Origin of the sequence: Halomonas shengliensis, assembly GCF_900104135.1 — a bacterium.
Lineage (GTDB): Bacteria > Pseudomonadota > Gammaproteobacteria > Pseudomonadales > Halomonadaceae > Halomonas > Halomonas shengliensis.
The window spans coordinates 354,597-367,232 of record NZ_FNIV01000001.1 but is presented as its reverse complement, the minus strand read 5'-3'; the positions used below and the strand labels follow the sequence as shown (position 1 = coordinate 367,232).

12 protein-coding genes are annotated in these 12,636 nt (G+C 53.7%); all 12 read right to left on the bottom strand.

Going from position 1 to position 12,636, the window contains the following annotated elements:
• Positions 1-86: 86 nt before the first annotated feature.
• A complete protein-coding gene (locus BLP95_RS01650) occupies positions 87-833 on the bottom strand; it encodes an SDR family oxidoreductase (RefSeq protein ID WP_089676496.1) in 747 nt (248 codons plus the stop codon).
• Positions 834-1,029: 196 nt separating this feature from the next.
• Complete coding sequence (locus BLP95_RS16610) at positions 1,030-2,187, bottom strand: hypothetical protein (protein ID WP_143004391.1); 1,158 nt, start codon at positions 2,185-2,187, stop codon at positions 1,030-1,032.
• 223 nt (positions 2,188-2,410) lie between these two features.
• Entirely contained in the window at positions 2,411-3,232 is an 822-nt protein-coding gene (locus BLP95_RS16605; RefSeq protein ID WP_143004390.1) for a DUF6602 domain-containing protein, read from the bottom strand.
• A gap of 263 nt (positions 3,233-3,495) precedes the next feature.
• Positions 3,496-4,395 (bottom strand): TIR domain-containing protein, encoded by a 900-nt coding sequence (locus tag BLP95_RS01645; protein ID WP_245678657.1) that lies wholly within the window; start codon positions 4,393-4,395, stop codon positions 3,496-3,498.
• Entirely contained in the window at positions 4,392-4,778 is a 387-nt protein-coding gene (locus tag BLP95_RS01640; RefSeq protein ID WP_245678656.1) for a hypothetical protein, read from the bottom strand. The genes BLP95_RS01645 and BLP95_RS01640 overlap by 4 nt, the downstream gene beginning before the upstream one ends.
• 204 nt (positions 4,779-4,982) lie before the next feature.
• Positions 4,983-5,636, bottom strand: coding sequence for an antitoxin Xre/MbcA/ParS toxin-binding domain-containing protein (locus BLP95_RS16810; protein ID WP_176760208.1), 654 nt, complete (start codon positions 5,634-5,636; stop codon positions 4,983-4,985).
• 85 nt (positions 5,637-5,721) lie between these two features.
• Complete coding sequence (locus BLP95_RS01630) at positions 5,722-5,958, bottom strand: hypothetical protein (protein WP_089676488.1); 237 nt, start codon at positions 5,956-5,958, stop codon at positions 5,722-5,724.
• A 33-nt stretch (positions 5,959-5,991) separates the two neighbouring features.
• Positions 5,992-8,049, bottom strand: a complete 2,058-nt coding sequence (gene brxL, locus BLP95_RS01625; protein WP_089676486.1) for a protease Lon-related BREX system protein BrxL — start codon at positions 8,047-8,049, stop codon at positions 5,992-5,994.
• A gap of 27 nt (positions 8,050-8,076) precedes the next feature.
• Positions 8,077-8,604 (bottom strand): helix-turn-helix transcriptional regulator, encoded by a 528-nt coding sequence (locus tag BLP95_RS01620; protein ID WP_089676483.1) that lies wholly within the window; start codon positions 8,602-8,604, stop codon positions 8,077-8,079.
• The gene (locus tag BLP95_RS01615; RefSeq protein ID WP_089676480.1) at positions 8,601-8,864 is read right to left on the bottom strand and encodes a hypothetical protein; all 264 of its coding nucleotides are present in this window, start codon (positions 8,862-8,864) and stop codon (positions 8,601-8,603) included. The genes BLP95_RS01620 and BLP95_RS01615 overlap by 4 nt, the downstream gene beginning before the upstream one ends.
• 53 nt (positions 8,865-8,917) lie before the next feature.
• Positions 8,918-11,548: a BREX-1 system phosphatase PglZ type A gene (gene pglZ / locus BLP95_RS01610; RefSeq protein ID WP_089676478.1), complete on the bottom strand. Its 2,631-nt coding sequence runs from the start codon at positions 11,546-11,548 to the stop codon at positions 8,918-8,920.
• Positions 11,549-11,615: 67 nt separating this feature from the next.
• Entirely contained in the window at positions 11,616-12,632 is a 1,017-nt protein-coding gene (locus tag BLP95_RS01605; RefSeq protein WP_176760207.1) for a Kiwa anti-phage protein KwaB-like domain-containing protein, read from the bottom strand.
• Positions 12,633-12,636 lie beyond the last annotated feature (4 nt).

Below are 12,636 nucleotides of genomic sequence, written 5' to 3'. Positions count from 1 at the left end.
GGTAGCCTCAAGATCAGCTACCGGCCAGAAGCGGTCGCTCCACCATCTCCAGACTCGCCTTCCGATCGCTCGCTATCGTTCAAAAACTATTTTCCACCCGCCAAATCAATAAATGTGCCTGTTGCATATGAAGCTTTCTCAGACAACAGCCAAACGATAGCATTCGCCACTTCCTCTGGACATCCACCTCTCTTCATTGGCAATGACGTTTTTATGCGATCTACTCGACCTGGCTCGCCACCATCAGAATGCATATCAGTATATATAAATGCAGGTCTAACAGCATTAACGCGAATCCCCTCTCCTGCCACCTCTTGAGACAGACCTATTGTAAGCGTGTCAATTGCCCCCTTTGATGCAGCGTAGTCGACATACTCTCCAGCCGAGCCAAGTCTTGAAGCGGCAGACGAAACATTGACGATCGCGCCGCCCTGACCGCCACGATTTTTAGACATGCGTCTCACCGCCTCTCTTGCGCACAGGAAAGGGCCGACCACATTTGCCGACAAAATCCGCCGAAGCCGCTCCGCATCAATATCCTCGACTCTTATCTGCCTTTCAAGAATACCCGCATTATTGACCAGCGCCGATATCTTGCCAAGCTTATCATCTACAGTTTCGAATAGTTCTCTGACACCAGACTCTAACGAAACATCCGCCGCAACAGCGATGGCATGCCCACCTTCTGATCTGATACGTTCAACAACCGCATCGGCTGCCTCCTTATTGTTCTTATAGTTGACGCATACAGCATACCCCTGGTTTGCACATAAAAGTGCTGTTGCAGCGCCGATACCGCGCCCACCCCCGGTAACAATCACCACTTTCTCCATATACAACCTCCAGTTAATAATTTATTTTGGAGTAATTAAGGTCATTTTTGAAAAACTGATCACTTGCGAGCGTCAGCTGTCGGCCAAGAGCGGAAATTAAGTGATTCTGCTTCTGGCGTGATACATAATTTTTCGTGATGAACTATTATGAAATAGGCTTTAGAATTTATATAAAATACACAAAAGGCATCCTTTGTCATATAGAGAAATTTAAAATTTTTGAAAGAAAGGAGCTTTTTTTAATATTTCTTCTCAGCCAAATCAAAGCTTTTTCTTTGAGCCACCAACGATTTGCTTTCACAATAAGCCAGTCCTCTAAGCAAGGCCTACATAGAGTAAATGCGTCCTTCCCAGCCGTCTGGTTAACGTAGATCGCCACAACTTCGTCTGTCAGGTACCGCACCGCTCGAACATGATCTTTAAAATCAAACCGGGGGCAAATATCCAAATCGGAAAACGAATTTAAAAAACTCTCTTCCGCAACACACCCTTCCATGAACTCTATCGAAGAGTTAAGATGTGAATAATAGAGAACAACCTCCTGTTGTTCTCCATATTCATCGTGACGCACCTGCAGCTTAAAGCCGATTAGAACACCGGGATTCTTGCCAAAAAAAGGAATCTCTGGGAGGTGGATATTAAGGGGGTAATAGAAGCCCTGCTGATATAAAATCACCCCCATAAGAGCATTATCTCCGATTATTTGAAAAAAAGATCGGTATAATTCGGGGTTGTCCCGAAACGCCCTTAAAACAATATCTGCATAAAAACTTACAACGTAAGGTGACAGCGGTGAAATATCTAAGCTTCGACTCAAGCCAGGAACTTGCTTAATGTTTGACTCCGTAACAAATCCACGAAGGCGGTGTCGAATTGGATTGAATTTTTCTGTTTTTATTTTATCTGGAATATCAAGATAGTTTGATGCAGAGTTCTCAAGCTTAGCAGCACCGCATGATAAATAGTAGTGAAGATCCGAAAGAAATAAATTTGAATTATTTTCAAGGCCATTTATTTTTCTTAGGGGAGTTAGTGTTCTCTCAAAAAGGACAGAATATGTTACTACTGCTTCATTGCAACCAATAGCACGATCAAGCGCCCCCTCAACTATCTTTATTGAGTTTTCATAATCACTTACAGAAGCCGGCCTGATGAGATTTTCATTATTAGCAGTTTGATCAAGCGATCGCATAACATCTTTTGCATAAGCTTGGATCTCTGCATTGTGATGCCTACGAGACTCCAATTGGTTATTAATCGCGTCATGGAGTATTCGATACCGTAGCACCGGCCGTAACCATACTGCTGCTATTATTGTCGCAGCTGCAATTATCAATGTCGACCATATTTCCATTCATGACCCTTTTTGCAAATGCTGGAAAAACAAGGGCGAAGATAGACCCTGAAAACGGCTGTATCTATAATAAATAATTTTTTATTCATTTATTTCAGCCAATAGCTGTCTATATTCAATTAGCATAGACTGGCATTCTTCATTCGGCCAAGAGCGACCATTGAGCGCGTGCTCATATAAAGCTTACAGCAGATACCGAGGCCACTGCCAGTTTGTCAACTGATCATTGAAAAGCGATACCACTTTCATGAGACATTGCACCTATCATGTACGCTGTCAAATTAGGAATCCCTGCTGGGCAGGTTTGCAAGTGTTGAACAATTGACAAATGAAGAAACATCAAGTTAACTCCTGAGCGGTTGTCGGAATCTCCCCAATGTATTATTGACCACATATGTTTTTCATCAGCAGGAGCTATATCTGAATCGGACAAGAAATACTGCAAAGGAATGATAGACCCCTGCGGTGATTTTGACATTCTCGTATAAGTGAATGACCCACGATCCAAGAAGCACATAAAGCTTGGGTAATGAGGCCGATCAATCGATTTGGTAGTTGCCTCCAAATAGTCATAATCCATATGTTCAGTGGTAACAAAAACCAGAAATGTTAGAATCTTGTGCTTAACATGCTTTTGTCGACTTAGATGTGTCTTGAGTTTCTCTATCGACTTGGAAAACGATTCTATCGGCTTCTTTGACTTGTCGAATGAAGATTTAATTTCTCCGATCGCGTATACCGACTCATAGGGAATGTACTCAGTACCATCGGCAGCCTCAAATAGTGACTTTGATGACAAACTTTCTGAAATTATAATATCAAACTGAGGACTAGCTCTCCCGCAGTAGTCAACAACATGGCCATGAGTTGTTCTGAAGCGGGTCGGCAGCCTATTTCCAATAAAACGTCTTACCGCTCTCTCCGTCTGATCACCTGAGGAGACAATATCTCCGCTATTGTGAATAATTTTAGCTTCTTTTTTTGCCTCAAATATGCGGCGAGCTTCTGATATATAGACCTCATCCAGCTTAAGCTTATTATTCATAACGATTCCTCACTAACAGTCATCTCATAGCTAAAATGCACCATTATTGAATTATCGCACCAACCGTTTTGGGTCATATTTATCAAAAGCCACTTCATAAAATTTTCCTTAAATTCACGAACCGGCCAAAAGCAGCCCTTCAGTGTATTCTTATATAACGGTAGAGTTCACCCGGCACGAGGCGAAGCTGAGCGGTCAGGTGAATACTGTCTCTATGCAGGCATAACCGCTATAGCGGCCCTTCGATCGTGGCGCATCGCATCTCAAGTGCGCATGACCTTGTTCCAATCTATACTATGACCAGCCGCTTCGAGTTCGCGCGCAAGTGACTGCTTCCAGCCACCATTGCTGTCCATCGTTTCCCAGACGACACCCGCGAAATCACTTGGAATTTCCAACGTACCGCGCTTTAGTGCGCATACTTTGTCTCGGCCCAAGCGACCTATGAAGTAGCCCAGTTCCAACAATACATTTTGCCGCGCCCGTGGTTCGGGTTTACCTCCCTTTGCGCAGCCCTCATCATCCGGCGTGAGAAGAACTACCGCAAACCCAACATCGCTGTTTGCAACAACTTTTTCGATAATGGTTCGTCCTTGATTGGCTTGTTCATGCAGAATGATAGCCTCCAAACCAATGCGTTCTAGAAAGCGAGCCACTGTTTCGCGCGCACCATCGTCATGGCCGTGAACAATAAATACCTTACGGGAAAATGGTGGCATCAACACAGTTTCAGTACTCCCCTTCGATTGGACATAGTTCTTATAATCACGAACGAAGGGAATGATTAGCTGGCCAGTAAGCGAATGAATGCCGGCAATGGTTTTCTTCCCAGAATAGAAGAAATGATTACCGAAGTTGGTAGCGTAACTAGGTTCGCTGGCCAACTTCTCGATCAAAAGCAACGTTAGCCCCATAGTTTTTTCGGGGTCATCTGGCCAGGCAAGTTTGGCACTGCCAACCATGCTGCCGCCATTTTTTTCACTTTCCGCAATAAAAGCATTGAGATCAACGTCTTTCGTCAGCTCATTGTTGTAAGGCTCAAGGTCAGGATGCCGCAACAATTGAGCCAACTTCTTCAACGGTCGTTCGTACGTCTGTAACTGCGAGTTCTGTAAATCTAGCACAGCGTTGTTAATTTCTCCGAAAATATCGTGAGCCATCATTCATCCTCGTCAGACTGCAATCTGGCCTCAGCGGCTTTCTGGAGAATGTTTTCTCTATAGCTTTCTTTCATTTGGTCGGCGAGCGATCCGACAATAGGGTTATCAGCGTACGGTTCAATTCGGCTATCAATAACTCGCATAACTGACTGGATGGCAGCTTCAATACTGGCAGGATCGTCAGGGTCAAAGTTAACGACGCCCAACTCGCCATCCAGTTCACTCAATGCTTGCTCTGCTTCTTTTAGTTCTTTCTGTAGCTTGTTGAGCCCTGTAATTTTAAGCATAAATCCCCCTTCTTTATGACATGCCAGAAACTCTTTACCCCTAAACCAAGCAAGCCGAGCCACAATGTCTTTATGATTTAAAGTTACATTATATAGCACGCTTGATATTCCACTTTAACGCGCATGCGCATTCAATATTTTGATTGCTGTGCGTTCGACCAACTCTCAACCTATTTGAACTTCTTGATATTAAGTTATAGCTTGCCCGCATAAACCCGATCATCGTGCATGCTACATATCCCCAATGAACTTGTCCTCTGCCTTTTCCGGCATGACCGCTTCGGCTCGATAGCGGTCTTTCCTTCATGTATAGACCCCATACTCCAGTCGCATGATAAGGTCGTAAACTAGCTGAGGATCTTCAACCATAACATCTACCGGTGTGTGACCTCCGAGAGCAATTGCTGGACTCGTCATCCAGCGCTCGGCACCGTCTCGACTTTCAAATAGTCGCTCGGCGGCTTGCCAGATATCTGTCTCGGTAGGCGCCTCAAGGATTTCGCGTCCAACATCTGGCATGTCCTGCCAGGCTTGTAGCTCTTCAGGGTGTGGAGCCTGAGGATCGCACTGTGCCAGTAGCTGATCGAGGGAGTAAGGCCGCTCTTCCGCGGGAACACCCTTGGTGGTGTCGACATCAGGTCGCGTGAGCATTTCCCGCAGCCAGGCCTGCACCTTCGCGCACACCGCGTCGTTTTCCTCCGGCGGTGCCAGAGTGGCGTCGATCTCGCCGCTGCGGCGGATGAAAAACTCATCAGGGATGGTCAAGGAGTAGCCACCGCTCAGGTAGGCGATGATCTCGCCGCTCATGGCGGCCATGTAAGAGCGGTCACTCTGCAGGCATTCCAGTGCCTCGCGGAAGCTCTCCAGAGGCTGGGGGAAGCGGTCACGGAGGTCGATGGCCCTGTAGGCAAAGATCCGTGCTAGCGGGTCTGTGGGAGGATCTGCGGGCTGTGTCATGGGGAGGCTACCCAGCTGAGGCTTCGGATATCAGGGTAGCCCATGGCCACCGCGGTCTATCATTGCTCTCTTTCGGGTACTGGCGTCAGTCCAGGAAGGCAGCGACGCCTTCTTCGTCGATCGCTTCGTATACCGCGTCCAGGGCGGCCTGGTCGGTGGCAAAGCGGTCGTCCCAGACTTGGGAAGTGCCGTCCTCGTTGACGACTTCCAGGAGCCAGTCGGTCTCGTCTTCCAGGCGGTAGATATCGACCCGCAGGGTATGGCCGTCGCGTGTGATGGCCTGGCTGAGGGGGCCCTGGATCAGTTCGGGTTCGGTGCTCACGAGGCTCTCTCCAGAATCGTTATCGATAAAGGGCTACTCCACCCCCAGCGCCTTCACCACGCCGTCCACCGGCTCGGCATAGAAGCTGGTCTGGAACTTGGTGAACAGCTCGGCGGGGATGGTGGGGATATCCATGGCGCTGCTCATGGGCAGGGTCACGCGCTTGCCGCCGGCGTCGAAGGCCACCTGTAGGCACTCGGCGAGGCTCTCCACGGGCTTGAGACTGCCACCCAGGCTCATGTCGCCCAGCACCACCATCTGGCTCTGGGTGGGTCTGCCCAGCATTCCTGAGGCGAAGGCCACCAGGCTGGCCAGGGCGAGGTCGCGCAGCACGCCGGTGTTCTGCAGGTCGACCACGTGCAGGTGGAAATCATGCTCCAGCACCTTACTGGAGCCACTGATGCGGCTGGCGTTGGCCTTGAAGTAGTCAAAGGCCATCTTGACCTGCTCCTTGGCCGCAGTGGAGTTCCACAGCCCCGACATAGCGAGCTTGCCGCTACCGGCGGTGACCTGGAGCTCGATGCGGTAGACCCCGGGCATGCCCTTGTCGCTGAGGCCGATGGTATGCACCACGCCGGGCTTGCCGAGGCCCTCGGGGATCAGCCCGCCGCCGCCCTGCTCCTTCACCGCGACGAAGTGCTCCTCCAGCGTCTCCTTGTCGATGTAGCTGAAGTGGACGTCGTAGAACTCCATGCCGCCGATCTTCTTGAGCTGCTCCTTCACCCGGCGGCGCACCTGCAGGGCATACTCCAGGCTCTGGCGCACGGCTTCTTTATCGTACTCACCATGGGGGTAAAGCAGCTTCAGCAGCCCAGAGACGGTCTTGCGCACGGCGATGACGTCGCGCTGGTTGAGGTTATCACCCAGGCGGAAGTGCTGGTCGATGGCGTCGGCGAAGCTGCGCTTGCGCATCTCGCGGAAGAACTCGGCCAGGTAGTCGACAATGAAGCCGTAGCGCTGGGTGAAGAACGACGGCCGCATCTTGGGAATCTCCCAGCCCGGGATGTAGGCGTGGAAGCGGTCGAAGAAAGCGGCGTCGATCATGGCGTCGGGGAACGGCGTCAGCAGGTGGCTGGTCTTCACCAGCGACTCGACGCTCTGGTTGATGTTGCCGACGAACACCATGGAGGCGGAGGCTTCCATCTGCTCGCGCCCGCGGGCGAATGAGCCGGAGGCCATGTAGTCCTTCATGATCTGCACGCCGTCCTTGTCCTTGAACGAGATGCCGGCCACCTCATCGAAGGCCACCAGGTCCCACATGCCGACCAGGCCGATGCGCCGCGAGCTCATGTTGTAGAACAGGTTGGCCACGGTGGTCTGGCCGCCGGAGACCAGGATGCTGTTGGGCGAGCACTCCTTGTAGATATGGCTCTTGCCGGTGCCGCGGGGACCCAGCTCGCAGACGTTGTAGTTGTTCTCGACGAAGGGGATCATCCGGGCCAGCAGGTGCCACTGCACCTCGGCGTCGAGCTCGGCGGGCTCCATGCCGATGGAGCGGATCAGCACCTCACGCCACTGGTCGGTGGTGAAGCCGCGGCGCCCCTCGAACAGCTCCTCCATGTTCATGTGGGCCATCTGGATCGGCTTGAGCTGGCTGACCCCAAAGGGCGAGCCGCGCTGGCCCTCCTCGTGGTAGTAGCTCAGAGTGGCGATCACCCAGATCCCGCCCACCAGCAGCTTCTCGTGCTCCTTGACGATGCCCGCGGAGATCTCGGCATCCTTGATCCCCAGGTTGCTGAACGCCGCCTCGTAGCAGTCCTGCTTCTCGTTGAGGCGCACGGTCACCCGGTCGATGACCTTGAAGCTGCCGCGCTCGCGGACCAGCGACTTCACCTTCTCGGCCTCGTCGGGGCGCACGTAGTTGTCGGTGAGGATCGTCTTGACGTTCTTCAGGCCCTCGTCGATCACCTCCTGATCATCGGAGGCGCAGTACATGCCGAGCAGGTACTCCAGCACGTAGACCGGTACGTTGGCGCCTTCCTTGACCCGCTGGGTCAGGTCCTTGCGCACCACCCGACCGGCGAAGTGGGTGTTGAGCAGGGTGTCGAGGTCGGCAGGCTCGTCAGAGCCGACGTTGGGGAGCGCTTCCATTCGAGCGGGTTCCATCGGATTGGTCATTTATGACACCAGGGCATCATCGAAGTGGCGGATGTGTTCCGCCGGCACCCGGCGGCTTTCACGTGCCACATTGGCCTGCATGCTGGTCTGCGCCACCTCATGCAGGGCGTCGTCGATCTTCCTGCGCTGATGGGTCTGAAACCAGTCCAGCACCTCGGCCAGGTGCCACAGCGAGGCACGCCCCTCATGCAGCGGCAACGGAAAGGTCGCCAGGTGCGTTTGCAGTAGCTTGCGCATGTTCTGGCGGGTGAAAGCCAGTAGCTCGGCGATATCCGTGACGCCGACCAGGTCAGGCCCCACCTCGATCAGGCGGGCCTCGGGAATGGCGCGCTTCACATCCGACATGGCGCTGGTAATCGCCTGCTGAGCCGACACCGCCTCGCGGGAAAACTCCAGGGCCAAGCGCCCCTTCAGTCCAATGCCGATCAAGGCATCGTCACAGCCCGCCTCGAACAGACGGGACTCCAGCGCCTCCATGCCGAGGTCACCGGGCACCGCAAACTTGAGGGTAAAATCGTAGGTCGTCATGTCTCGTCCTCCTCGGAGGATGTGCCACCCGTGCAGTTGTCGACCACGCGGCGCAGCTGTCGGGCATGATTGGCGGGGTTCTTCGGTGTGCTCCACACGCTGACGATGCAGAACTCACCGCAGCGGCACTCACTGTCGTTGTGTGGGCAATACAGCCGGCCCCAGGCATGCCCCGAAGCGAGCTCAACCCGCCAGCCCTGCGCCTCGGCGTGGACCAGCGCCGCCTCAACTTCCTTCTTGCTGTGTCGTGGGCGGGTCATCGTGTCTCCTGCCAGTAGCTTAGGCATTCGCCGCCGGTTGTCAATTGACAACCTCAGAAGAAATCATCGGTGAACGCCAGGTCGATGACCACTCGGTAGCGCTCAAGCTCGGTCTGCAGGTCCTTGTCGCGCAGCACCAGGAAGTAGTCGCGCTTGCGGTCGAAGTCGGTCCCCGACAGCGACAGGCGCACGGACTTCATGCGATCGCTGATGTTGTCGCTCGTGCTGTCGAAGGTCACTGTCTCCTCGCTTGAGACCGCCTCGGTGCCCTCGTAGATGGCCACGGCCAGGGTGATGGGCTTGAGCTGCTCGCTGACCGCCTCGGTCTGCAGCAGCTCGAAGCGCTGGATATTGTTGACCATCTTCAGCGAGGCCTTGGGCGAGATCACGTCTACCTTGCGGCGGGTGCGCTTCTCGACCTTCTCGCCGCGCAGCTGCTTGACGGTGAGCACCGGCACGACGATCTCCTGGGGCATGATGCCGCCATGCACGAAGCGAGCGCCGCCAACGAAGTGGAAGCGGTGCGCGCCCTTGGGAATCCAGAACTCGGTATCGCAGGTGGTGGCGGCGGTCTCGCGGGTATGGCCGTGCCATACGCTGGGGTTGTCGGGCAGGCTCGTCCCGAGCACATAGCGCTTCTTGCTTTTGAAGGCGCCGGCCGGCTTCTCTGTCAGGCTGGTGCGGTCAGTGGCGTCCAGCTTGCTGCGTTGGAACAGAAAGCCATGATCGGCGGTGACCAGCACGGTACTGGTGTTGAGGTGCATGAGGATCTTGCGGGTGAGCGTATCGAGCTCCTCGATGGCGTCCTCCACCGCGGCGAAGGTCTCGCTCTCGGTGCTGGCGGTATCCCCCCGGGCATCCACCACGTTGTGGTAGACGTAGACCAGCTGCATCCCCTTGATCGCCTCGCGGCCCTGCTCGCGGGACCAGCCCCTCACCTCCTCGGCGGTCACGGCCATGGCCTGGCCGCTCACGGCGGCGCTGAGGCGCTGGCTGCGGTTCTCGGTGCCCTGGCTGGACTTGCCATCCACCAGCACGCTGTCGCTGCCGGGCTGGTAGGTAAGCTCGCGATGCGGCAGCAGCGAGGCCATGCCCAGGGTGGTGTAACTGGGCACCACACCGAGCTGACTGCCCAGGGTGGCCTCGCTGTAGCGCTTGGCGTTGATGCGCTCGCGCAGCTCCTCGGCGGCCTCATAGCGGAAGGCATCGCTGATGATCACCACCAGGCGCTTGTTGCGGTGAGCGTCCAGGTGCGGGCGTACCACATCGCGGAAGAAGTGCTGCTGGTTGGGGATGCGTGGCAGCTTCCAGTCGTGCAGGCGCCCCTCGGCGTCGATTCGCTCGCTCCAGTTGCGGGTGAGCTGGCCCAGGAACCACTCGTCGTAGCAGCGCTCCACCGCCTCATCGAGCTTCTTGAGCAGTTCCACGCCGGTGCTGTCGGAGGCCACGGCATAGTGGCGATAGGCGGTATCGAAGCGGTAGAGCTCGGTGCTGTAGGCGTGGTAGAGCGCCTCGACGCTTTCGTAGTGGAAGCCGTTGAGATGCTGCTGCCGCAGGGCAAAGAGATCAATGGCGGCGCTCAGGGCGTCGTAGAGCTGACGGTAGCGCGCCCGGCGCTCGTCGTTCTTGTGCCGTGAGGCCCAGTAGCCGTCCAGGCGTTCGGCGATGATGCCGCGGAACATCTCTAGGTCGCGCACATCGGCCTGGGGGATGGACAAGCACAGGTCGACGATGATCTGCTTCTCGACCACCTCGAAGGTCGCCACGTTGGCCAGCCGCTCCAATGGCACGTCGCGGATCTTGTCCTCGATACGCAGCGCCTCGGCCACCCAACCGGAGATCACATCGAAGGCCGGGTAGAAGCGCGAGCTGTCCCGCCAGCGGGAGAGCAGCGCCCGGGAGGTGGCCCGGGCATTCACCGAGGCGATGGCATGGCTCTGCGCCCAGTCGGGGATCTCAGAGATGCTCTCGCAGTAGCCGGTGGTAAGCAGCCGCAGCATCAGCTGGCCGAACGGCAGCGCCGCCTCGCCGCTGAGCTCCGCCTGACTGGCGGGGTACCCCACCTCCAGCTGAAGTGCCCGCACCAGGCTCGGCACCAGGGCGTACTTGGTCATCTCCTCCAGCGAGGAGGGATTGCCCTCCAGCCCTGTCTCTTCTGCCACCGCCTCATCACCGAGGTGGAACAGCAACGTAGTAATATCGCTAGCGGGGGCACCCACCACGGCGGCGCACATGGCTAGATCCAGGCCATCCTCGTCCATCTCCGGCGTGACCAGGCGCTTGAGCGTTTCAACACGCTTGCGGTTGCCCAGGAACGCCTGCCGCTGGGCCAGGTGCTCGCGCAGCGCATGCCGCGTGAGGCCCAGCTCATTGAAGGTCATCGAGAGCTGATCGGCGTAGAAGCGCCCCGAGTAGAGCTTTATGTCCAGCAGCCAGTCATCTTCCGGTGCCGGTTCTGCGTAGGGGAAGTAGAGCAGAGTCGGGGGCTCGGACTCATCCAGCTCCAGGCGTAGCTTCACGCCGAAGGTGGACTGCCCGGCCATGTTGAGGATCTGAATGCCCTCCAGCGTTAGCTCATCCAGTGCATCAGCAAAGTGGCCGGGCGGGTCGTACCAGAAGACCAAACGGTGGCCGTCCGTGAAGAAGGCGTTTTGGAGCCCCTGCTGAAGTTGGTCGAGTTGCATTTAGCCTCCTTGCTGGATGGATGGGGTTGTTACATTACATAAGAGAAAATCTCCATATATATTTATATTATTCACCGGATGGTAGCAATCGCCCACCATGAGTTCCATAGACATCACCGGAGACCAGGCCCTGTTTATAATAATCATTTAGAAGCTTTATGAAATAACCAACATCATTTTTGTCTTCAAGTAAAAGCCTACCCTCGCGCGTAGACTTTAGCTCCTTTCCTTCAAATCTATGAAGCACCTCTTTCATTTTTTTGATCTCTTCATGATTAAGATTATGATGATGCCCTTTTTTTGCTATATTAGAGAGGGTTTTTAGTAGAGACCTACTTTCTTTAAGTGATGCCTTAATATGCTCAACTCCGTCAATAAGATCAGTAGCCTCAACAATATCGATTACATCGTTGGCCGCCTCGTTAAAATCCTCTTCAAGCCCAACAATGTTTTCAAACCCAGACTTTCTAAAAACAAAAAACTCGTTGTCGATAAAAATACAATCCAGCTCATCGTCGAAAGTTATACTTTCTTGGAGCGAGGCTTTTAGTTCTGCAGTGGAAGAATCAAAGTAGGAAGAAATCTTTTCTTTCATCGTTTGATCTTGATCTGTTACCACTTTACCTTTTGACAACTTCCTGAACATTAAAAAACAACCTCTCGGGCTTGTTATTTTCAAGCTGTAAGCCCAAAGATTGTTTTTAACACTAGCAAGTGACGTAATGGAGCGAGAAGAGCCCGGAATTATTTGATCAGTGACGACCTCGGAAAATGATAGCGCGTTATTCAACGCATAAGTATAAAGCTTGTTAGGCAGATCGTCAGAAATAACTTCATAAGGCTCTAGCTCGTAGCCTTCGGATTCCACCACTCTATCAAGCTGCTTTGAAAGGTTTTTAAGGAAAAACTCGTCCAGGTCTGGAGATGCATCAACACTCCAAGCTTTAAAGCAGTACTTATCTACCACTTTAGCAGACTTAGATATCCCATCTTTGACTTCTCTAGTAACAAAAAACAAGTTTAGCGATATAGGTTTATTTTCCAAAATCGTTCTTGCTTTAGTAAGCTTCTCGTTAACAATCACTTCC